Source organism: Roseovarius litoreus, assembly GCF_900142765.1.
GTDB classification, from domain to species: Bacteria; Pseudomonadota; Alphaproteobacteria; order Rhodobacterales; family Rhodobacteraceae; genus Roseovarius; species Roseovarius litoreus.
Map to the genome: position 1 here is coordinate 112937 of NZ_FRCB01000005.1, position 20699 is coordinate 133635.

The 20699-nt window shown below is 63.9% G+C and carries 20 protein-coding genes; 11 read left to right on the top strand and 9 right to left on the bottom strand.

Annotated elements, in window-relative coordinates:
• Window position 1: 1 nt before the first annotated feature.
• Window positions 2-1420 carry a dihydrolipoyl dehydrogenase family protein gene (locus tag F3H35_RS11250; RefSeq protein WP_149779686.1) on the bottom strand — a complete coding sequence of 473 codons (1419 nt, stop codon included), beginning with the start codon at window positions 1418-1420 and terminating at the stop codon, window positions 2-4.
• Window positions 1421-1423: 3 nt separating this feature from the next.
• Window positions 1424-2167 (bottom strand): TVP38/TMEM64 family protein, encoded by a 744-nt coding sequence (locus F3H35_RS11255; protein WP_149779687.1) that lies wholly within the window; start codon window positions 2165-2167, stop codon window positions 1424-1426.
• Between the two features lie 288 nt (window positions 2168-2455).
• Here F3H35_RS11255 and rpmH point away from each other — a divergent pair, with 288 nt between their 5' ends.
• From rpmH to F3H35_RS11285, 6 genes are all read left to right on the top strand, one after another.
• Window positions 2456-2590 carry a 50S ribosomal protein L34 gene (gene rpmH, locus F3H35_RS11260; RefSeq protein WP_005980833.1) on the top strand — a complete coding sequence of 45 codons (135 nt, stop codon included), beginning with the start codon at window positions 2456-2458 and terminating at the stop codon, window positions 2588-2590.
• Between the two features lie 23 nt (window positions 2591-2613).
• On the top strand, window positions 2614-3015 hold the full coding sequence (gene rnpA, locus F3H35_RS11265; protein ID WP_149779688.1) for a ribonuclease P protein component: 402 nt from the start codon (window positions 2614-2616) through the stop codon (window positions 3013-3015).
• Window positions 3012-3269, top strand: coding sequence for a membrane protein insertion efficiency factor YidD (gene yidD, locus F3H35_RS11270; RefSeq protein ID WP_007815490.1), 258 nt, complete (start codon window positions 3012-3014; stop codon window positions 3267-3269). The genes rnpA and yidD overlap by 4 nt, the downstream gene beginning before the upstream one ends.
• A gap of 216 nt (window positions 3270-3485) precedes the next feature.
• Window positions 3486-4232 carry an RNA methyltransferase gene (locus F3H35_RS11275; RefSeq protein ID WP_149779689.1) on the top strand — a complete coding sequence of 249 codons (747 nt, stop codon included), beginning with the start codon at window positions 3486-3488 and terminating at the stop codon, window positions 4230-4232.
• Between the two features lie 63 nt (window positions 4233-4295).
• Entirely contained in the window at window positions 4296-5435 is a 1140-nt protein-coding gene (gene ctaA, locus F3H35_RS11280) for a heme A synthase (protein WP_149779690.1), read from the top strand.
• Between the two features lie 3 nt (window positions 5436-5438).
• Window positions 5439-6911, top strand: a complete 1473-nt coding sequence (locus F3H35_RS11285; protein ID WP_149779691.1) for a carboxypeptidase M32 — start codon at window positions 5439-5441, stop codon at window positions 6909-6911.
• Here F3H35_RS11285 and F3H35_RS11290 read toward each other — a convergent pair.
• Window positions 6823-7524: a sugar transferase gene (locus tag F3H35_RS11290; protein ID WP_149779692.1), complete on the bottom strand. Its 702-nt coding sequence runs from the start codon at window positions 7522-7524 to the stop codon at window positions 6823-6825. The genes F3H35_RS11285 and F3H35_RS11290 overlap by 89 nt on opposite strands.
• A gap of 265 nt (window positions 7525-7789) precedes the next feature.
• On the opposite strand from F3H35_RS11290, the gene F3H35_RS11295 reads away from it, so the two are divergent.
• A complete protein-coding gene (locus F3H35_RS11295) occupies window positions 7790-8902 on the top strand; it encodes a polysaccharide biosynthesis/export family protein (protein ID WP_317510555.1) in 1113 nt (370 codons plus the stop codon).
• A gap of 59 nt (window positions 8903-8961) precedes the next feature.
• Here the strand turns inward: F3H35_RS11295 and F3H35_RS11300 are convergent, their stop codons facing one another.
• Complete coding sequence (locus tag F3H35_RS11300) at window positions 8962-9312, bottom strand: DUF6614 family protein (protein WP_007815474.1); 351 nt, start codon at window positions 9310-9312, stop codon at window positions 8962-8964.
• 113 nt (window positions 9313-9425) lie between these two features.
• Window positions 9426-12152 (bottom strand): DNA gyrase subunit A, encoded by a 2727-nt coding sequence (gene gyrA / locus F3H35_RS11305; RefSeq protein ID WP_149779693.1) that lies wholly within the window; start codon window positions 12150-12152, stop codon window positions 9426-9428.
• Window positions 12153-12385: 233 nt separating this feature from the next.
• Here gyrA and F3H35_RS11310 point away from each other — a divergent pair, with 233 nt between their 5' ends.
• Window positions 12386-12655 carry an usg protein gene (locus F3H35_RS11310; protein WP_007815470.1) on the top strand — a complete coding sequence of 90 codons (270 nt, stop codon included), beginning with the start codon at window positions 12386-12388 and terminating at the stop codon, window positions 12653-12655.
• A gap of 128 nt (window positions 12656-12783) precedes the next feature.
• Here F3H35_RS11310 and F3H35_RS11315 read toward each other — a convergent pair whose 3' ends face one another.
• Window positions 12784-13344 carry a lipid-binding SYLF domain-containing protein gene (locus F3H35_RS11315; RefSeq protein ID WP_149779694.1) on the bottom strand — a complete coding sequence of 187 codons (561 nt, stop codon included), beginning with the start codon at window positions 13342-13344 and terminating at the stop codon, window positions 12784-12786.
• Window positions 13345-13465: 121 nt separating this feature from the next.
• Window positions 13466-14470, bottom strand: a complete 1005-nt coding sequence (hemB, locus tag F3H35_RS11320) for a porphobilinogen synthase (RefSeq protein ID WP_149779695.1) — start codon at window positions 14468-14470, stop codon at window positions 13466-13468.
• A gap of 119 nt (window positions 14471-14589) precedes the next feature.
• Between hemB and F3H35_RS11325 the strand changes: the two genes are divergently transcribed.
• The 3 genes from F3H35_RS11325 to F3H35_RS11335 are packed head-to-tail and all read left to right on the top strand — an operon-like array spanning window position 14590 to window position 19237.
• Window positions 14590-15129, top strand: coding sequence for a component of SufBCD complex (locus F3H35_RS11325; protein ID WP_149779696.1), 540 nt, complete (start codon window positions 14590-14592; stop codon window positions 15127-15129).
• A gap of 54 nt (window positions 15130-15183) precedes the next feature.
• The gene (gene mfd, locus F3H35_RS11330; protein ID WP_149779697.1) at window positions 15184-18651 is read left to right on the top strand and encodes a transcription-repair coupling factor; all 3468 of its coding nucleotides are present in this window, start codon (window positions 15184-15186) and stop codon (window positions 18649-18651) included.
• Window positions 18644-19237, top strand: a complete 594-nt coding sequence (locus F3H35_RS11335) for a GNAT family N-acetyltransferase (RefSeq protein ID WP_149779698.1) — start codon at window positions 18644-18646, stop codon at window positions 19235-19237. The genes mfd and F3H35_RS11335 overlap by 8 nt, the downstream gene beginning before the upstream one ends.
• Before the next feature lie 40 nt (window positions 19238-19277).
• On the opposite strand, the gene F3H35_RS11340 is transcribed toward F3H35_RS11335, so the two are convergent.
• Both F3H35_RS11340 and F3H35_RS11345 read right to left on the bottom strand, forming a co-directional pair.
• Window positions 19278-20444: an HD domain-containing protein gene (locus F3H35_RS11340; protein WP_223228388.1), complete on the bottom strand. Its 1167-nt coding sequence runs from the start codon at window positions 20442-20444 to the stop codon at window positions 19278-19280.
• On the bottom strand, window positions 20441-20695 hold the full coding sequence (locus tag F3H35_RS11345; RefSeq protein WP_149779699.1) for a hypothetical protein: 255 nt from the start codon (window positions 20693-20695) through the stop codon (window positions 20441-20443). Before F3H35_RS11345 ends, F3H35_RS11340 begins: the two co-directional genes overlap by 4 nt.
• Window positions 20696-20699 lie beyond the last annotated feature (4 nt).

Consider the following 20699-nt stretch of genomic DNA (forward strand, 5'->3'; position numbering starts at 1 on the left):
ATCAAGGGAGCCAGCGCTGCACCAGCCCCACGACTTTCTTTACCTTAGGATTATCAAACAGCTTGGGAGAGAAATAGGCACCTGCGGCGCGTTTGTTCAACTCCCCCAATGTTGGATAGGGCGCCACCATATTGGCCACATGTTTCATCTTGAGCCTGTTGGCGAGGGCAAAGGCCCATAGATTGATCAGCTCGCCCGCCTGTTCGCCGACGATCGACACGCCCACGGGGCGGCCACGGGCGACCATCACCTTGATGAGTCCGGATGTCTTGCGTTCGGCGATGGCGCGGTCGTTCTGGGCATAGGGGAAGCGGACCACCTCGAGATAGATGCCATGCTCGCGGCGGGCCTGTTCTTCGGTGAGGCCCACCTGCGCCAGTTCGGGCGCCGTGTAGGTGACCCAAGGGATATGGGCGGTGCCTGCCTTGGCGGGCAGGCCGAACAGCGCGGAGCGGATCACGATGCCGGCGTGATAGCCGGCGACATGGGTGAATTGCAGCCCGCCTGCCACATCGCCAATGGCATAGACACGGCGGTTGGTGGTCTTGAGGGCGGCATCGACCTTGATGCCCGTGCGGGTCGTCTTGATCCCAGCGACGTCAAGGTTCAGCCGGTCGATATTGGCTTTTCGTCCGACGGCGACAAGCAGATGCGTCCCCTTGAAGAGGCGGCCGTCTTCGGTTTCGATCTCAATTGCGCCAGCCGTGCCGCGCACCTCTTTGGCAAGGGCGTCTTCGGCGATGTCGATCCCTTCGCCGCGCAAGGCGTCCAGAAGCACGCCTGCGGTTTCGGGATCGTCGCGGCCCAGGGCGCGCGCGCCTTCGATCACGGTGACCTTGCTGCCAAGGCGCCTGTGGGCCTGCGCCATCTCGAGCCCGATCGGACCGCCGCCGATCACCAACAGGTGTTCGGGCCGCTCGCGCAGATCGAAAAGGGTCTCGTTCGTCTCGTAAGGCACTGAATCCAAGCCCGGAATCGGCGGCACAAATGGCGAGGACCCGGTTGCGATCACGATGCGCCTTGCGGTGATCCTGTGCGCGCCCGCCTGAACCTGGGTGGGGGATAGGAAGCGGCCATATTCGCTGATGACGCGCACCCCCAAACCCTCGAACCGCTCGACGCTGTCATGGGGGGCGATCTGCGCGATCACGTCCTGAACATGGTCCTTGGCGGCGGCGTAATCTACATCGGGCGTGACATCGGCGACACCGAACGGGGCGGCATGGGCCTGCGCATGGGCCGCCTTGCCCGACGCGATCAGCGCCTTGGAAGGAACACAGCCGTAATTCAGGCAATCGCCGCCCATCTTGTGGCCTTCCAGCAAGATGACATCGGCGCCCATCTGAACGGCGCCGGCGGCCACCGAAAGCCCGCCGGACCCGGCCCCTATGACCAGCAGGTCGGTTTTCAAATCGCTCATGGGTCAGATATCCTTGCGGCCGCGAAGGGCCTTGATGACGAGGGGAAGGGCCGCCAGCAGGCACAGCCCAAGGATCGGCGCCAGCACCTGAGGCTCCCACAAAAGCGAGAGGTCAGGGCGCTCGCCCCGGTCGAAGACTTCGCCCAGCCCGACGCCGATCCAGGTAAAGACGATCGCGCCCGGAATGATGCCCAAAACCGTTGTGAGCGCGAAATTGACAAAGCGCACACCGACCAGAGCAGGCAGCAGATTGGCCACGAAAAACGGGACTGCGGGCACAAGGCGCATCAGAAAAAGCACACTGATTTCATTATCATGCAGGCCGTTCTTGAGGCGCTTGAGCGTGCCGTCGGACGTCTCGATCCGGGCGGCAAGCGTCTGCCCTAGCCCAAGGCGCGCAGCCCAGAAGATCGCAAAGGCCCCAAGCGAGGCCGAGAGCACGTTGAACACGGTGCCAAGGCCCAGTCCAAAGAGAAACCCGCCCGTGACCGAGGCGACGGCGGCGCCGGGCAGGGAGAAGGCCACGATCACGATATAAATGGCGATGAAAGCGAGAGCCAAGCCTGCGAAATTGGCGTCGCGGAAGGCCAGAAGCGCCTCGCGATTGTCGCGCAACGTGTCGAAATTGATCAGATCGCCAAGGGTGAAGGCGCCCAGAACGGCCACGCTTAGGATGGCGGCAAGCGGGGCGTGGCGCCACAGGCTGGGTCGCTGTTCAGGCTTGTCGCTATCGGATATGTCATTCATGGGGTTTGGTCCATCGGGCTTGTGTCATGCGCCAAGATGCGGGGCGCGCGGGAACTTGGCCATAGGGTTCACGCGGGGGTGATGCAGGGTGATTGAAAAACCCCGTTTTGCGCTTGTTCGGACGCGATTGTGACAGGCCGGGGTGGTCGGTTGCATGTTTTTGTTTCAAAAGGCGCGAGGCGGGTTTGACTTGCGCTCGAGGGGCCACTATAGACCGGGCCTCAAACCTATACACGGGTTGGCCGCGATTCCCGCAAGGCGCCGCCCGACAAGACCGGAGACGGAGCGATGAAACGCACCTACCAACCCTCGAACCTGGTTCGCAAGCGCCGCCATGGTTTCCGTGCGCGTATGGCCACCAAGGCTGGCCGCAAGATCCTGAACGCACGTCGTGCGCGCGGCCGGAAATCGCTGAGCGCCTGATCCGCGGGTCAAGGACAACGAACATGGTACCGCCGGAGGCCCCCGACAGCGATGCGGGGAACCAGCCCCCGGCGGTTTCCGTTTGTCTTCAGACACTTGTGGAACGCGCTGACTTTCTCAGGGCGGCGCGCGCGCAGTGGAAGGCGATGCCCTCGATGGTGGTGCAGGCTCGCGACCGTAAGGACGGGGAGGCCACTGTGAGGGTGGGCTTTACCTGTTCCAAGAAGGTCGGCAACGCCGTGGCGCGCAACCGCGCCAAGCGCCGTTTGCGGGAAGTGGCGCGCGCGGTGCTGCCGGATGCGGCGAGGCCGGGCTGGGATTATGTGCTGATCGGGCGGGCCAACGTCACCGCCGCGCTGCCCTTCGAGACGCTGAAATCCGATTTGCGCACGGCGCTAACCCATTTGCACAACAAGACAAAATGACACCGCTGGCGCGCATTCTGTCATGGCCGGTCAAGGCCTACAGGCTGATCTTTTCGCCATGGGTCGGGCATAATTGCCGTTATCAGCCGACCTGCAGCCAATATGCGCTCGAGGCGCTTGAGACCCATGGCGGGATCAAGGGCGGGTGGCTGGCGCTGAGGCGCATCCTGCGGTGCAACCCATGGGGCGGGTGCGGCTATGATCCGGTGCCCGAGGGCAGGGACAAGGACCGCGCAGCGCCACCCGATCGTTAACGAGTCGTCGAATCACCCGCTTTCGCCTTGGTTAACGGCGCAAAACCGCTTCGGTATCGCGTCAGTATCACGTCGGTATCGCATCGGTATCGGGGCCGGTCAGGCCATTGGTGAACAGAGCGCGCGTTGCGCGGCAGGCCGAAAGACGGGAGCCGGGGCTTTTCAGCCTGTGACGGCCCGGCTATGAGACCCGCAGAGCCGCTAGGAGAGACCGCCATGCCCACCGACACTCCACAGCCCGCCTTTGTGCTGGTGCGCCCCCAGATGGGCGAAAATATCGGCGCGGCGGCGCGGGCGATGTGGAATTTCGGGCTGGACCGGATGCGTCTTGTGGCGCCGCGCGACGGCTGGCCCAATCCCAAGGCGGTCGCGATGGCGAGCGGCGCGGGGCGGCTTCTGGACGAGGCGCAGCTGACGGCGGATGTGGCCGAGGCGGTGGCCGATTGCCATTTCGTCATGGCCACGACGGCGCGCGCCCGGGGGCTGACGAAACCCGTCTTCAGCCCCGAACGCGCGATGCAGGTCGCCGCCGAGCGGATTGCGGCGGGAGAGCGGGTCGCGGTGCTGTTCGGGCCGGAACGCGCCGGGTTGGAGAACGAGGATATCGCCAAGGCCAATGCGATCATCAACGTGCCCGTGAACCCCGACTTTCCCAGCCTGAACCTTGCGCAATGCGTGCTGCTGACAGGATATGAATGGCGCCGCGCGCAAGGCGCGATCACGCCCGAGCGCGTGGACATGGCGCGCGCCGACTGGGCCGAACAGATCGAGATCGAGAAGCTGGCCGATCACTATGAGGCGCGGCTGAGCGAGGCGGGGTTTTTCTTTCCCGAGCACAAGGCGGAAGGGATGCGCCTGAACCTGCGCAACATGTGGAGCCGGATGCCGCTCACGCGGGCCGATGTGCAGACCCTGCACGGGGTGCTGCGGCAGATGGTCCGGTGGAAGGACCGGGGCGACTGAGCGCGCTTGAAGGGTATGGGGCTGCGCACTATCGTGCACAGCGATCAGGCAAGGATGATGCAGATGGGTGAAAAACGCAGCATTTTCGAAGATGTAGCCGAGGCGGGACCTCGGCCTGAGGGGCCGAAGGGCGGCATGATCGACGCCGGGCGCAGGGGCGCGCGCGGGCTGGTGCGGGCATGGCTCATCGTGCTTTTTGCGCTTGTGGTGCTGATGATCGGGGTGGGCGGGCTCACGCGCCTGACCGATAGCGGGCTGAGCATCACCGAATGGAAGCCGGTGACCGGCGCGCTGCCTCCGATGTCTGCGGCCGAATGGGAGATCGAGTTGGAGAAATACCGGCAGATCCCCGAATATCAGTTGCAGAACAAGGGCATGAGTATGGCCGAGTTCAAGGTGATCTATTGGTGGGAATGGGGTCATCGGCAGCTTGGACGGGTCATCGGGCTGGTTTGGGCCGTCGGCTTTTTCGGGTTCCTGGCGACGCGGCAAATCCCGCCGGGTTGGACCGGGCGGCTGTTTTTCCTTGGGGTTCTGGGTGGCGCGCAGGGCGCGATCGGCTGGTGGATGGTCAGTTCGGGGCTGCAAGGCGAGATGCTGGATGTGGCCTCGTACAGGCTTGCGACGCATCTGGGGCTGGCCTTTGTCATTCTGGGCCTGATCGCGTGGTATGTGATGGCGCTTGGCCGGGAGGAGCGCGAGCTGTTGCAGGCAAGGCGCGGCAAGGAAGCCAAACTCTATGGGTTGTCGACCGGCTGGCTGCACTTCGCCTTCGTGCAGATTCTCATCGGTGCGCTGGTGGCCGGGATCGATGCCGGGCGCAGCTATACGGACTGGCCGCTGATGGCGGGGGGTATTCTGCCGCCTGATTTCTGGATGGCCGATCTGGGCTGGCGGAACTTCTTCGAGAACCCCGGATTGGTGCAATTCGTGCATCGCACGGTGGGTTACGCGTTGCTGGCCTTTGCGATTGTCGTCTGGCTCAAGGGCCGGCGCAGCGCCAACGCGGCCACGCGGACAGCATTTAACGCGGCCTTTATCGCGCTATGCGGGCAAATCGTGCTTGGAATCGTCACTGTTCTTTACATCGCTGCATGGCAGGTTGCTATCGTGCATCAACTTCTGGCTGTGCTATTATGGGTGCTGATCCTGCGGGCACGGTTCCTGAGTCTGTATCCGAGGGCGCAATCCGTAAGAGGGTAAGATATGGCGGCGTTCGATGATCTGATGACGTTCACCCGCGAGACCGAAGCGCTGGCGCAGGTGGCGGGGCGGCTGTCATGGGATCAGGAAACGGTCATGCCGCGTGGCGCGGGCGCGCAACGGGCCGAAGAAATGGGGGCCATGGAAAGTGTGCTGCACGCGCGGCGCACCGATCCGAGGGTGGCCGACTGGTTGGCGCAAGCGCAGGCGCCGGACGAGGCGGGTGCGGCGCAGCTGCGGCTGATCCGTCGGAGTTACGAGCGCGCGGTGCGCGTGCCGGCCGATCTGGCCACGGCGCTGGCGCGGCTGACCAGGCGGTCGCAAGGCGTGTGGGCCGAGGCGCGCGCGAACAATGATTTCGCGGCGTTCGCCCCGGTCCTGACCGAGGTTCTGACGCTCAAGCGCGAGGAAGGGGCGGCGCTCGCGGGTGGCGGCGATGTCTATGATGCGCTGCTCGATGCGTTCGAGCCGGGGGCGACGGCGACCGAGCTGCAGGCGATGTTCGACGAGATGCGCGAGGGGCTGGTGCGGCTGCGTTTGCGCGCGCTGGAGGGGCCAGAGCTGAGGGCGATCAGCGGTACGTTCGATGAGGCGGCGCAGATGCGGCTGTCGCGCGAACTGGCCGAAAGGTTCGGCTATGATTTCACGCGGGGGCGGATCGACAAGGCGGTGCATCCGTTTTCGTCCGGGTCGGGGGATGATGCGCGGATCACGACGCGCACCAGCGCGGATGATCCGTTCAATTGCCTCTATTCCACGATCCACGAGGTCGGTCATGCCTGTTACGAGCAGGGGATCGACCGGGACTGGCATCTGACGCCGGTGGGGCATGGCGTGTCGATGGGCGTGCATGAAAGCCAGAGCCGCATCTATGAGAACCAGTTGGGCCGGAGCCGGGCGTTCTGTCATTTCCTGTACGGGCGGATGCGGGATGCCTTTGGCGAGATCGGGGTGCAGGACGAGGATGCGTTCTATGCCACGGTGAACCGGCTGCACCGGGGCTATATCCGGACAGAGGCGGATGAGGTGCAGTATAACCTGCATATCATGCTGCGCTTCGATCTGGAGCGGGCGCTGGTGTCGGGCGATCTGCAGGTGAGGGATCTGGAGGCGGCGTGGAATGACCGCTTTGCCGCCGATTTCGGCTATCCGGTGGACCGGCCCGCGCATGGTGTGCTGCAGGATGTGCATTGGTCGGTGGGGCTGTTCGGGTATTTTCCGACCTATAGTCTGGGCAATGTCTATGCCGGGTGTCTGCACGAGGCGCTGCGGCGGGCGGTTCCGGATCTGGACGATCATCTGGCGCAGGGCGATCCGACCCCGGCGACGGATTGGCTGCGCGCGGCGGTGCAGCGGCATGGCGGTTTGAACAGCCCGCGCGAGACGATCACCCAGGCCTGCGGCGGGCAGGCGCCGTCGGCGGCGCCGCTGATGGCCTATCTCGAAGAGAAATTCGGCGATCTTTATCCCGGGTGACGGCAGGTCGGAGCCAGAGGCTCGAGACGGTTTGCACCAAAAGCCACAGATCGAACCACAGGCTGGCATGGCGCGCCCAGAGAAGATCGAGTCGCGCCTTGCGCGCGATGCAGCGGGTGGCATAGACCTGCTCGGTTTCATGCGCCGTGCGGCAGACCGAGAGCAGCCGGTCCTCGATGCGGTGAAAGCGCAGTGTCGCAAGGCCGGTGAGACCGGGCCGGTTGCGCAGGACGCGGGCATAGAGGTTGCGATGATCCTTGACATGGCGGCGCAGGGGCGGGCGGGGGCCGACAAAGCTCATGTCGCCCCGCAGGATGTTGAAAAGCTGCGGCAGTTCATCAAGACGGGAGCGGCGCAGGGTGTGGCCCAAGGGCGTGATGCGCGCAGCCTTGTCGCCCCCGGTGGCCCCATCCGGCTCGGCACTGGGGCGCATGCTGCGGAATTTCCAGAGGATGAAGCCGTCATCGGGGGTTTTCATACGCTCGGAGCGGTGGAGCACCGGCCTGCCGTCGCAAAGGGCGATCAATGCGGCGATGAGGCCCATCACCGGTAAAAGCGCCAGTACGAGGACCAGAGCGAGGAGCAGGTCGAAGATCCGTTTGCCGGGTGTCATGTCGGGACCATGCCCCGGCACCCATGCGACAGGCGCGTTTGAGCGTGCAAGAACGCGCTTAGGCGCGACCGGCCGACAAGGCGCCAGCCTGTCGCGGCGGCGCAGACGCGGAGATTAAAGCCGGTCAGATGGACCAAGGGTTGATGTGACATATCCGGCATGGTCGACGATCGCTCCAAGTGCGGGACAACTAAAGAGGGTTTCATTTGGGGAACTGTGGTGTCTAAGATTGTACCGTGGTGAGCATGTGTTTGGGGTGAGTGCCTTGGTTCGGATCCGGTTCGTTGTGATGCAGCTTGTCTGCGCGGTTCTTTTGTCGGCATGCGCGCTGCCGCGCGGTGCGGCGCTGCAATCCGAGATCCTGACGGAACAACAGTCCGAAACCCCCGGTTTTCAGGTGGTCGCGGTGACCCGCGAGAGCACCCCGCTGCTGGCGCAATGGCCCGTCACGGGCTGGTCGGGGCATTATCATTGGCTGCCCAAGGACAAAGGCCCGGATTCGGGCGTGATCCTGACCGGTGACACGCTGGACATGGCGGTTTGGGAATCGCAGGAAAATTCGCTTCTGGCGGGGGTCGGCAGCAAGATGACCGAGCTGCCCCGGATGACCGTGTCCGAAAATGGCACGGTCTTTGTGCCTTATGTGGGCGATGTGGAGGTGCGCGGCATGACCACGGGGGCTGCGCGCAACGTGCTGCAATCGCGGCTGGAAGAGATCGCCCCGTCCGTGCAGGTGCAGCTTTCCGTGGAGCCGGGGCGCAACAATGCGGTCGATCTGGTGGGCGGGGTGGCATCGCCGGGACGATATCCGCTGGACAGCCGCGCCACGACGATCCTGAGCGTGATCGCGCAAGGCGGAGGCATCGATCCGGGGCTGCGCAACCCGCTGGTGCGCTTGCAGCGCGACGGTCGGGGTTATGACATTTTGGCGGCCGATTTGCTGCGCACGCCCGCGCGCAACGTGCGCCTGCGCGGTGGCGATCAGATCACGATCATCGAGGATGACCGCAGTTTCAACGTGTTGGGGGCCGCGGGCACGCAGCAGCTGGTGTATTTCGAGCGCGATAGGATGAGTGCCATGGAAGCGCTGTCGGTGATGGGCGGGCTGCAGGCGTCGCGGGCCAATCCGAAGGGCATTCTGGTGCTGCGCGACTATCAGGCAAAGGACCTGAAACCGGGCATGGCCGGGCCGGATATGCGGCAGGTGGTGTTCACACTGGATCTGACCAGTGCCGACGGGCTGTTCGCGGCACGCCAGTTCCAGATCCATCCCGGCGACACCTTGCTTGCGACGGAATCGCCGGTATCGGCGGTGCGTTCGATCCTGGGGCTTCTGGGGACGCTCGTGGGGGTGACGGGAACGGTGGAGACCCTGTGAGGCCGGGCGATGCGCGCGCAAAACTGCCGGTACACAGGCCGTGCTGACGGACAGGGCCATCAGATGAGCGCCACGCGTTCGGCACGTTCGGGATCGGGGAAGGGGCGATAGAGCGCCATATCCGCCTGACCCACATGGTCATGCACCATCGCATAGAGCCGCGCGGTGTCGTCATCCCGCCGGCCCGCGAAGCGAAACGCCTGTTCGAGCTGCGCAAGGTCGTTCACGTCGATTTCCAACAGGAAATCCCGAAAGCACTGTGAGGCGAGGTTCAGCTTGCGGCGTTTGAGGCGCCAGGAGCGGATCACCCCCTGCGCCTTGAGATGGGACATCCACGCATCCAGTGCGGCGGCGAAAGACAGCGCCTTGGCCGTGTCGCGCAGATCGATCAAGCAGATATAGGTCGTCATGGCGCCTGGCCCCCGTTTCGGTCATCGCGCGATGATGACTCAACGGAATTTCCAGACCCTTAACGCCAGCCGTTTTTCCGGCGCCCCCGAAAAAGGCGCGCCGGATTGACGACTTAGCTGGAGATATCTTCTTCCGAAGTCTCGGACGGGCTGGCGGCATTGTCGTCCTGATCGCCTTTTTCGGCGATCCAGGCGACCGAGACCACTTCTTCGCCCTTGCGGGTGTCGAAGACCTTGACGCCGCCTGCACTGCGCGAACGGAACGAGATACCGTCCACGGGCACACGGATCGACTGCCCACGGGAGGTGGCCAGCATGATCTGATCGTCGATCTCGACCGGGAAGGAGGCCACCAGATCCCCGCCGCGCATGGCCTTGTCCATGGCCTGCACGCCCATGCCGCCGCGTCCGCGCACCGGATAATCGTGGCTGGAGCTGAGCTTGCCGGTGCCGCCCGTGCTGATCGTGAGGATCAGGTTTTCGGCGGCCTGCATCTCTTCGAACCGTTCGGGCGTGATGTCGCCGGCGGGGGCTTCGGGTTCTTCCCCGTCATCGGGTGCTCCGGCCAATGCGCGGCGCATCTTGAGATAGGCGGCGCGCTCGTCGGCGGAGGCATCGAAATGGCGGATCACGGACATCGACACCACACGGTCATCGCCTTGCAGGCGGATGCCGCGCACGCCGGTGGATTTGCGGCCCTTGAAGACGCGCACTTCGGTCGTGGGGAAGCGGATCGCGCGGCCCGAATTGGTCACCAGCATGATGTCGTCGCCCTCGTCGCAGATGCGCGCGTTGACCAGTTCGATCCCTTCGGGCAGGTCCATCGCGATCTTGCCGTTGCGCTTGACGTTGGTGAAATCGCTGAGCGCGTTGCGGCGCACGTCGCCTGCGGTGGTGGCGAACATGATCTGCAGATCGTCCCATTCCTCTTCGGGGCGGTCGACGGGCATGATCGCCGCGATCGATACGCCTTGGGGGATGGGCAGGATGTTGACGATCGCCTTGCCCTTGGAGGTGCGCCCGCCAAGCGGCAGGCGCCATGTCTTGAGCTTGTAGACCATGCCGTCGGTGGTGAAAAACAGCAATTGGGTATGGGTGTTGGCCACGAAGAGCGTGGTGACCACATCCTCTTCCTTGGTGGCCATGCCCGACAGCCCCTTGCCGCCGCGTTTCTGGGCGCGGAAATCGGCGAGGGCGGTGCGCTTGATATAGCCGCCCTGGGTGACGGTGACGACCATATCCTCGCGCTCGATCAGGTCCTCGTCGTCCATGTCGCCCGACCAGTCGACGATCTGGGTGCGGCGCGGCACCGAGAATTGCTCTTTGACCTCGCGCAGCTCCGTGGCGATGATCTCCATGATGCGCTCGCGGCTGGCGAGGATGGCGAGATATTCCTTGATCTTGGCGGCAAGCTCCTGCAGCTCGTCGGTGACTTCCTTGACGCCCAGTTGCGTCAGTCGCTGCAAACGCAGATCGAGGATCGCGCGGGCCTGCGTTTCGGACAGGTTATAGGTGCCGTCGTCATTCGCGGTATGGGTCGGATCGTCGATCAGCGCGATATATTCGAGGATGTCGCCGGCGGGCCAGCGCCGCGTCATCAGCTTGTGGCGGGCTTCGGCCGCATCGGCCGAGGCGCGGATGGTGGCCACCACCTCATCGACATTCGACACCGCGACCGCCAGACCGCAGAGCACGTGGCTGCGGTCGCGTGCCTTGCGCAGCTCGAAGGCGGTGCGCCGCGCGACGACCTCTTCGCGGAAGGCGATGAAGGCACTGAGAAAGCCGTACAGGGTCAGCTGCTCGGGGCGTCCGCCATTGAGCGCCAGCATGTTGCAGCCGAAATAGGTCTGCATCGGCGTGAAGCGGAAGAGCTGGTTGAGCACGACCTCGGCGGTGGCGTCGCGCTTGAGCTCCACCACGACCCGCACACCGTGCCGGTCGGATTCGTCCTGCACATGGGCGATCCCCTCGATCCGCTTCTCGCGCACCGTTTCGGCGATCTTCTCGATCATCGCGGCCTTGTTGACCTGATAGGGGATCTCGTCGATGACGATGGCATAGCGGTCCTTGCGGATTTCCTCGATCCGGGTTTTCGCCCGGACCACGACGCTGCCGCGCCCCTCGATATAGGCCTTTCGCGCGCCCGAGCGGCCCAGCATGATGCCGCCGGTGGGAAAGTCCGGCCCGGGGATGTAGTCAATCAGGTCTTCCGAGCCGAGATCGGGATTCTCGATCAGCGCCAGCGTGGCATCACAGACCTCGCCAAGGTTATGGGGCGGAATGTTGGTGGCCATGCCGACGGCGATGCCGCCCGCGCCATTGACCAGCATGTTGGGAAACCGCGCCGGCAATACGGTGGGTTCGAGATCCTTGCCGTCGTAATTGTCCTGAAAATCGACGGTGTCCTTCTCGATATCGGCCAGCAGCGCCGCCGCGGGCTTGTCCATGCGCACTTCGGTATAGCGCATCGCCGCGGCGTTATCGCCATCCATCGAGCCGAAATTGCCCTGGCCGTCCAGCAGCGGCAGCGACATCGAGAAATCCTGTGCCATGCGCACCAGCGCGTCATAGATCGCGCTGTCGCCATGGGGGTGGTATTTACCCATCACATCGCCCACCGCACGGGCCGATTTGCGATAGGGCTTGTCATGCGTGTTGCCGCCTTCATGCATCGCATAAAGGATGCGGCGATGCACCGGCTTCAGACCATCGCGCAGATCGGGAATCGCCCGGCTGACGATCACCGACATGGCGTAATCCAGATAGGACGTCTTCATTTCGTCCTCGATCGAAATCGTCGGCCCGCCGTACTGCGGACGCTCTGGAGTATTTTCTTCCATGTCTTCAGGTGGTTGCGGCGTATCGTTCACGTGCTGGCCCGTCCTGTCCTGTATACTCTAGATATTGTTGTCGAAACTATATCAGAGCGCGGATATTGGGTGCAATGCCTGTTCCCGTCCGCCTTTGGCAGCCAGCATATGCATGTGCTAACACACTGTTTTTATTGAAAAGTAAATTTTTTCAGGCATGATTCCCGTACAATCAAGAAACGGCGACCAACAGGAGCAGATCCATGGCGATGAGCGAGACCGAAATGATGCTGAAGGGCTACGGGCTGACCACGGCGGAATTCTATTACCGCATGCCCGATTACACCCATGTGCTGAACACCTTCATCTGGCAGGATTACGACACGGCGCCCGATCATCCGCGCCTGTTCAAATTCGTCGAGTTCTGGCAGGATGAGATCGAGGGTCCGCTGCATTCGGTCAAGTTCACCCATCGCAAGCTGATCGCGCCGGGGGAATGGCGCCAGGTCGTGGGCGAATTCACCCTGCACTGAACGCCGCATCCTGCGTTTCTTCTGGCCGGAAATATCCCGGGGGAGGCGTTGAAATCCCCCTTGAGGGATTTCAACGGCGGGGGCAGAGCCCCCAAGCCTGTCTTGCCACCGGACGGATCAGGGGCGGATCAGGGGATGATGCGCGTATATTTGATGCCTTCGAGCGATGCGCCGGCCATGGCGCCCGCCTGGCCGAAGATCACCGCGACCACGGGGGCCGTGCTGGTGGTCGTGTCGGCGCGGATATTCTCGCCGCGATCGTTGAACACATATTCGATATCGGCGCCGGCCACCCAGCCCGAGGACCGGCGGAACCGCTCCAGCGCGTCTTCGGTCATGAAGAACAGCACATGGGCGAATTGCTGCGCGCCGATCTGCAGCCCGACGCTGCCCTTGGTTGCGGAATAATAATCCACGGTGGTGTTGTTGATCCGCAATGCGCCGCGGCCATAGCCGCCACCGAACAGAAAGCCCGCTTCGGTGACCAGCGGCATGACAAGCATACCAGTCGATTTGGCGGCCAGATCGCGGGTATTCGGATACTGCGTATAGAGGTAATTCAGCGTGGTATCGACGCGGGCGTCGATTTTCTGCGCGTTGTTGGAACCTACGCCGTTGCCGCAGGCAGCCAGAAGGGGCGTGCCTGCCATAGCGCCGAGCGTGAAGGCGCGTCGAGTGAGTTTGCTCATGGTGTTGCCTGTTCGTTGCCTGACATCAATCCGGTCTTCTTCTGCGCCGGTGCTGCGAACTATAGGCCGGTTCTTGCCGCATGTCACGCCTCAACGCCCGCTGGCCGTGCGTCCGCGCGGCTTATCGCCCGTTTTGCATGAGGCGCGCGGCAGCCGGGGCGAAATAACTCAACACGCCATCGCAGCCCGCGCGCTTGAAGGCCATCAGGCTTTCCATCATCGCGCGCTCGCCGTCGATCCAGCCTTGCATCGCCGCGGCCTGGATCATCGCGTATTCGCCGGACACCTGGTAGGCAAAGGTGGGGGCGGCGAATTCGTCCTTCACGCGGCGGCAGATATCCAGATAGGGCATGCCCGGCTTGACCATGACCATATCGGCGCCCTCGGCCAGGTCGCGGGCCACGCAGCGCAGCGCCTCGTCGGTATTGGCGGGGTTCATCTGATAGGTCTTCTTGTCGCCCTTCAACGCGCCTGACGCGCCGACGGCATCGCGGAAGGGACCATAGAAGGCGCTGGCGTATTTCGCGGCATAGCTGAGCAGCATGACGTTCTGATGGCCCTCGGCCTCGAGCGCGGTGCGGATCGCGCCGATCCGGCCATCCATCATGTCGGAGGGGCCGATGATATCGACCCCGGCCTGCGCCTGTGACAGCGCCTGACGCACAAGCGCTTCGACTGTCTGGTCATTGACGATCTCGCCATCCACCACAAATCCGTCATGGCCGGTATCCGAATAGGGATCGAGCGCCACGTCGGTCATCACCACGATATCGGGCACCGCGTCCTTGATCGCGCGGGTGGCGCGGTTGGACAGGTTGTCGGGGTTCCAGGCTTCTGCGCAATCGGCGGTGCGGTTTGCCGCACCGGTATAGGGAAAGAGGCAAATGGCCGGAATTCCCAAGTCATGCGCTTCGCGGGCGGCCTCGACCACCTTGTCGACGCTGCGGCGCATCACGCCGGGCATGGAAGGCACCGGCTCTTCGACGCCCTCGCCGTCGCGCACGAAGACCGGCCAGATCAGATCGGCCGGGGTCAGCGTGTTTTCCGCAACCAGGGCTCGGATGGCGGGGGTGGACCGTGTGCGGCGCAGGCGGGTGGCGGGAAAGGCGGCTTGGGTGGGTTTCATGGACCTGTCCTGAAGAAAACTCTGTTCCTTGAGTGGCACGTAAATTCGCGTATCTCAAGGGTAGGAATTGCCCGAGGGCGGCGCTAAGACTGTCCGGCGAATTAAGGTGGAATGATCTATTGGATTGGTACGAGACCGTTTTCGAACTCATCGACATGCGCAGTTTCAGCAATCTGTGGTTCTGGATTGCCCTTGCGGTGCTGTGGTCATCGACAAGTCATTGGGTGCTTGGCGTGCCTTGGGATGTGGTGATCCGGGCGCGAAAGGCCAAGGGCCCGGAGGATGCGCAAACCGTGATCGACCTGCATGATCTGGTGCGCATCAACGCCAACCGCATTCTCTATATCGCGCGGGAATCCGGGCTGTTGCTGGCTGCATTCGTGTGTTTCACAATCACGGTCGCCTTCCTGCTGGGCTTTGTCTATCACAAGGAATTCGCGCAGGCGCTGTTTCTGCTGGGCTTTCCTATGAGCATCGTGGGGCTTTTGTCCTTGCGGACCGCCCGCAAGATCAAGGTCCGCGCATTGGAGGGCGAGGCGCTTTACAGGCAGCTCTATCGCCACCGGCTGCTCACGCAGGTGATCGGCATGATCTCGATCTTCGTGACGGCGATGTGGGGCATGTTGCAGAACATGACCATCGGCGTTCTGGGTGGCTGAGGCGGCACACAGCGGCGGTTGCACCCTGCGCAAGCTGATTGTATCGGGCAGGGCATGAGCGGATCCGATCACATCACCATAGGCGGCGCGCCCGAAGGTTTCGACGCGCGCCTCATCCTGAACGAGGTCGAACGGCGCGACGCGCCGGTGGCCCATGTGGCGCGCGACGACAAGCGGCTTGCGGCGATGGCCGATGCGCTGCGCTTTTTCGCGCCCGATATGCCGGTGATCCGCTTTCCGGGCTGGGATTGCCTGCCCTATGACCGGATCTCGCCAAATCCCGATATCTCGGCGGCGAGGATGGCGACGCTGGCGGGGTTGGTGCATGGGATGCCGCGCCATTTCGTGCTGCTGACCACGCTGAACGCGGCAACGCAGCGCGTGCCGGCGCGCGAGGTGCTGAAAGAGGCCGCTTTCATCGCGCAGGTGGGCCAGCGCATCGACGAGGCTGGGCTCAAGGCGTTTCTGGTGCGCATGGGCTTCAGTCAGGCGCCCACGGTGATGGAGCCGGGCGATTACGCGGTGCGCGGCGGTATCATCGACATCTACCCGCCGGGGGAAACAGGCCCGGTGCGGCTGGATCTGTTCGGTGACGTGCTGGATGGTCTGCGCCGCTTCGATCCCGCGACGCAGCGCACCACCGACAAACTGGAGCAGATCGAGCTGGCCCCGGTCAGCGAGGTGATCCTTGACGATGCCGCCGTCACGCGCTTTCGGCAGAATTACCGGATCGAGTTCGGCGCCGCGGGCACCGACGATCCGCTTTACGAGGCGGTGAGTGCGGGACGCAAACATGCGGGGATTGAGCATTGGTTGCCGTTCTTCCATGAAAAGCTGGAAACCCTGTTCGATTATCTGCCCGATGCGACGATCACGCTGGACGATCAGGTGAGCGCCGCGCGCTTGTCGCGGTGGGACAGCATCGCCGATCAATACGACACCCGCGTGCATGCACTGACGCAGAAAAGCCGCGAAGGCACGCTCTACAAGCCGGTGCCGCCGGGGCTTTTGTATCTTGATGACGCAGGCTGGCAGGCGGCGGTGGGCACGCGGCGTGTCATGCAGTTCAATCCACTGCCACAAGCGACCGGACCGGGCGTTATCGATGCGGGCGGCCGGATCGGGCGCAATTTCGCGCCCGAGCGCCAGAACGAGTCGTTGAGCCTTTTCGGGGCGCTGAAGGACCATATCGAGACCAAGCTGGCGGCTGGACCTGTGCTGGTGGCCAGTTACTCGGACGGGGCACGCGAACGGCTTGAGGGGCTGTTGGAAGATGAGGGGCTGATCGGCGCGGTGCCGGTGGCCAATGCCACCCGGATCGGGGCGCGCGGCCTGCATCTGGCGGTCTGGGCCTTGGAGCATGGGTTCGAGGCGCCCAACCTGACGGTGATCGCCGAACAGGATGTGCTCGGCGACAGGTTGATCCGCGCCCCCAAGAAACGCCGCCGCGCCGAGAATTTCCTGACCGAGGCGCAAAGCCTGAGCCCCGGTGATCTGGTGGTGCATGTGGATCACGGGGTGGGCCGGTATCAGGGGCTCGAGGTGATCACGGCCGCTGGGGCCGCGCATGAGTGCCTGCTGCTGGAATATGCCGAAGGATCGAAGCTTTACCTGCCGGTCGAGAATATCGAGCTGCTGAGCCGGTTCGGCCATGAAGAGGGGCTTCTGGACAAGCTGGGCGGCGGCGCATGGCAGGCCAAGAAAGCCCGCCTGAAAGAGCGCATCCGCGAGATGGCCGACAGGCTGATCCGGATCGCCGCCGAGCGCGAATTGCGCCGTGCCCCGGTGCTGGAGCCGGAACACCACGCCTGGGAAGAATTCTCGGCGCGCTTCCCCTATACCGAGACCGATGACCAGTTGCGCGCCATCGAGGATGTTCTTGCCGATCTGGATGCCGGTCGCCCGATGGACCGGCTGATTTGCGGCGATGTGGGCTTTGGCAAGACCGAAGTCGCGATGCGCGCGGCCTTTGTGGCGGCGATGTCGGGGGTGCAGGTGGCGGTTGTGGCGCCGACCACGCTGCTGGCGCGCCAGCATTACCAGAGCTTTGCCGAACGGTTCCGGGGTTTTCCGGTCACGGTGCGGCCGCTGTCGCGGTTCGTCTCGCAACGTGACGCCAACCTCACGCGCGAGGGATTGGCCAGTGGCACTGTGGATATCGTGGTGGGCACCCATGCGCTTCTGGCCAAGAACATCCGGTTCAAGAACCTCGGGCTGCTTGTCATCGACGAGGAGCAACGCTTTGGCGTGGCGCACAAGGAGCGTCTCAAGCAGTTGCGCTCGGATGTGCATGTGCTGACGCTGACGGCGACGCCGATCCCGCGCACGCTGCAATTGTCGCTATCCGGCGTGCGGGATCTGTCGATCATCGGCACGCCGCCTGTCGACCGGCTGTCGATCCGGACCTATGTGAGCGAGTTCGACCCGGTGACCATCAGAGAGGCGCTCTTGCGCGAGCATTACCGGGGTGGGCAAAGCTTTTTCGTGGTGCCGCGCATCGACGACCTGCCAGAGATCGAGGCGTTCCTCTCCGAGCAGGTGCCGGAAGTGTCCTACGTCATCGCGCATGGCCAGATGGCCGCGCGCGATCTGGATGACCGGATGAACGCGTTCTACGACGGCAAGTATGACGTGCTTCTGGCCACGACGATCGTGGAGTCGGGGTTGGATATTCCGACGGCCAACACGATGATCATTCACCGCGCCGATATGTTCGGGCTGAGCCAGCTGTATCAGATCAGGGGCCGGGTCGGACGCTCGAAGACGCGGGCCTATGCCTATCTGACAACGCGGCCGCGCGCGCGGCTGACGCCGGCTGCCGAAAAGCGGCTGCGGGTTCTGGGGTCGCTGGACACGCTTGGGGCAGGATTCACGCTGGCCAGTCAGGATCTGGATATTCGCGGCGCGGGCAACCTGCTGGGCGAGGAACAGTCCGGGCAGATGCGCGATGTGGGCTATGAGCTCTATCAATCGATGCTCGAAGAGGCGATCGCCAAGATCAAATCCGGTGAGTTGGAAGGGCTGACCGAGGATGATGGGCAGTGGGCGCCGCAGATCAATCTGGGCGTGCCGGTTCTGATCCCCGAAGAGTATGTGCCCGATCTGGATGTGCGATTGGGGCTGTATCGCCGGCTGAGCGGGCTGAGCAGCAAGGTCGAGCTGGAAGGCTTCGCCGCCGAATTGATCGACCGGTTCGGCAAGCTGCCTCGCGAAGTGAACACCCTTCTGTTGATCGTTCGCATCAAGGCGATGTGCAAGAAGGCCGGGATTTCGAAGCTGGATGGCGGGCCGAAAGGGGCGACAATCCAGTTCCACAACGACAAGTTCGCAACGCCCGAGGGGCTGGTGGATTTCATCCGCGACCAGAAGGGTCTGGCCAAGGTGAAGGACAACAAGATCGTCGTGCGGCGCGACTGGCGCAAGGAAAGCGACAAGATCAAGGGCGCCTTCGCCATTGCCCGCGATCTTGCCGAAAAGGTCGTGGCCGAGCGCAAGAAAAAGCAGGTCGCCAAGGATGCTTGAGGACGGGCTTCACGATGTGCCGGCGGGGCATACCGCGTCGGTGGTGACCTATCTCGAGATGCTGAGCGCGGCGCCCGAGCGCACGTGCGCAGATGTGCCGTTGCGCCTGCAGCGGGTGATGCGCCCCGATCCGGAGTGGTATCTGCGGCTCTTTCGCCGGGTGGGCGATCCGTGGCTCTGGTTCGGGCGCCTGGAGATGGCGCGTGCCGATCTGCAAAGGCTGCTGGATGATCCCTTGGTGCATGTCCATGCGGTGATGGATGGCGAGGCCGAGATGGGGTTGCTGGAGCTGGATTTCCGTGTGCAAGGCCAGTGCGAGCTTGCCTATTTCGGCTTGGTGCCGCAGGCGGTCGGGGGCGGCGCCGGGCGCTGGATGATGAATCGGGCGATCCGCCTGGCCTGGGCCGAAGGGATCACGCGGTTTCACGTTCATACCTGTACGCTGGATCATCCCGCCGCGCTGGAATTCTACCGTCGCAGCGGGTTTGTTCCCTATAAACGCGAGATCGAGATCGCGCCCGATCCAAGGCTGATCGGGCTGATCCCGGAAGACGCCGCGCCGCATGTGCCACTGATCCGGCGATGAGTGCTTGTCCGGCCTGACGGTCGGCCGCGCGTTTGGCTCCTCAGCCGTGGCGGGCGAACCACGCTTCGATCTGTGGGGCGATCCACTCCCAAAGGGCCGGCGCGCCGCGCTGTATCGGCTGTCCGACCCGGTCGCTCACCTGATCCAGTGTCGCGCCATGTGCGCGCCAGCTGACCCCGTCCGTGGCCAGGTTCAGGTTGGGTGGCTGGAACCGGTCGAGCGCCTTGGCGAAGCGGGCATCGGCCGTGTGGGCGGCCTCGAATTCATCCCAGAGGGCGCGCATGTCGCGCCCCTGATCGTCAGGCAGAAGCCCGAAGATACGATCCGCCGCCGCAATCTCCGCCCGCGCGATGGCGGCGCGGTCGGCCTGAGCGTAGATCGGCATGTCGCCGGCATCGATTTCAACGAGATCATGCAGCAAAAGCATCCGCGTCACCCGCGCCGGGCAGGCGCCATCGGGCGCATGATCGGCCAGCACCTGTGCGAACAGGGCGAGATGCCAGCTGTGCTCGGCGGAATTCTCATGGCGCGATCCGTCGCAGATCGGTGTGGCACGGGTGACGGATTTGAGCCGGTCGGCGGTGGCCAGAAACGTGATCTGGCGCGCCAGCGTGCTGCAGGGCAGGGGTGCGTCGTGACGCAGGGCGTGGAGGCAGGCGGCCATGTCGGGCCAGTCGGTGACGACCCACCGGGCGCGGCCCGTCGCCAGATTGTCGGCCACGACGCCCAGATGATCCGGTCGGGGCCTCTCGGCACAGAGCACTTGCAGGATCGGTTGCAGGTGATCGACCGCCCGCGCCAACCGGGCCGCCGGGCTTTGCCCCGCGCAGAATTCGGCCCATAGCGCCTGCAGAGCGGTCCCCTGATCGGCGGGCAGCAGTGCAAACAGCCGCAAGGCGGCGGCCTCTTCGCTGGCGCGCAGCGCGTCGGGATCGTGGGGCAGGTGGATGGGCTGGTCGCCGCTGTCGATCTCTACCAGATCATGCACCAGAAGCATGGCGATGGCGCGATCACGGCTTTGCGGTGTCACCTGAGCCACGGCGGAGGGCGGGGTCAGGATGAGCGCGCAGAGCGCCACATGCCAGCTGTGTTCTGCGACGTTCTCTGCGCGCGAGAGATCGATCAGATCATTGCCGCGGGTGACGGATTTGAGCCTGCACGCCTCGATCAGGAAGGCCATTCGGGAATCGAGCGGCGTAGGGCTCATCCTGCGTCGGAGGCTTTGCCACTCTTATCCAGCCCGGCCTCGAATTTCCGGGCGCGCTCGAGCAGCAGCGCACGGGCCTTCCTGTTGGCGCGGCGCACGCGCAACGACGTTAGAAACGCCTCTTCGGCCGTCTGGGATGTGGCACCCAGCAATTTGACCACGTCCGATATGATCTGCTCATCTCCCGTGGCGTCAATGTATTTGAGCACATCGAGCGCCAGTTCGTCGGCCAGATCCTCGGTCACGCCCATGATG

Coding starts and splice junctions, on each gene's coding strand:
- F3H35_RS11250 (WP_149779686.1), bottom strand. CDS start 1,420: ATGAGCGATTTGAAAACCGACCTGCTGGTCATAGGGGCCGGGTCCGGC.
- F3H35_RS11255 (WP_149779687.1), bottom strand. CDS start 2,167: ATGAATGACATATCCGATAGCGACAAGCCTGAACAGCGACCCAGCCTG.
- rpmH (WP_005980833.1), top strand. CDS start 2,456: ATGAAACGCACCTACCAACCCTCGAACCTGGTTCGCAAGCGCCGCCAT.
- rnpA (WP_149779688.1), top strand. CDS start 2,614: ATGGTACCGCCGGAGGCCCCCGACAGCGATGCGGGGAACCAGCCCCCG.
- yidD (WP_007815490.1), top strand. CDS start 3,012: ATGACACCGCTGGCGCGCATTCTGTCATGGCCGGTCAAGGCCTACAGG.
- F3H35_RS11275 (WP_149779689.1), top strand. CDS start 3,486: ATGCCCACCGACACTCCACAGCCCGCCTTTGTGCTGGTGCGCCCCCAG.
- ctaA (WP_149779690.1), top strand. CDS start 4,296: ATGGGTGAAAAACGCAGCATTTTCGAAGATGTAGCCGAGGCGGGACCT.
- F3H35_RS11285 (WP_149779691.1), top strand. CDS start 5,439: ATGGCGGCGTTCGATGATCTGATGACGTTCACCCGCGAGACCGAAGCG.
- F3H35_RS11290 (WP_149779692.1), bottom strand. CDS start 7,524: ATGACACCCGGCAAACGGATCTTCGACCTGCTCCTCGCTCTGGTCCTC.
- F3H35_RS11300 (WP_007815474.1), bottom strand. CDS start 9,312: ATGACGACCTATATCTGCTTGATCGATCTGCGCGACACGGCCAAGGCG.
- gyrA (WP_149779693.1), bottom strand. CDS start 12,152: ATGGAAGAAAATACTCCAGAGCGTCCGCAGTACGGCGGGCCGACGATT.
- F3H35_RS11310 (WP_007815470.1), top strand. CDS start 12,386: ATGGCGATGAGCGAGACCGAAATGATGCTGAAGGGCTACGGGCTGACC.
- F3H35_RS11315 (WP_149779694.1), bottom strand. CDS start 13,344: ATGAGCAAACTCACTCGACGCGCCTTCACGCTCGGCGCTATGGCAGGC.
- hemB (WP_149779695.1), bottom strand. CDS start 14,470: ATGAAACCCACCCAAGCCGCCTTTCCCGCCACCCGCCTGCGCCGCACA.
- mfd (WP_149779697.1), top strand. CDS start 15,184: ATGAGCGGATCCGATCACATCACCATAGGCGGCGCGCCCGAAGGTTTC.
- F3H35_RS11335 (WP_149779698.1), top strand. CDS start 18,644: ATGCTTGAGGACGGGCTTCACGATGTGCCGGCGGGGCATACCGCGTCG.
- F3H35_RS11340 (WP_223228388.1), bottom strand. CDS start 20,444: ATGAGCCCTACGCCGCTCGATTCCCGAATGGCCTTCCTGATCGAGGCG.
- F3H35_RS11345 (WP_149779699.1), bottom strand. CDS start 20,695: ATGGGCGTGACCGAGGATCTGGCCGACGAACTGGCGCTCGATGTGCTC.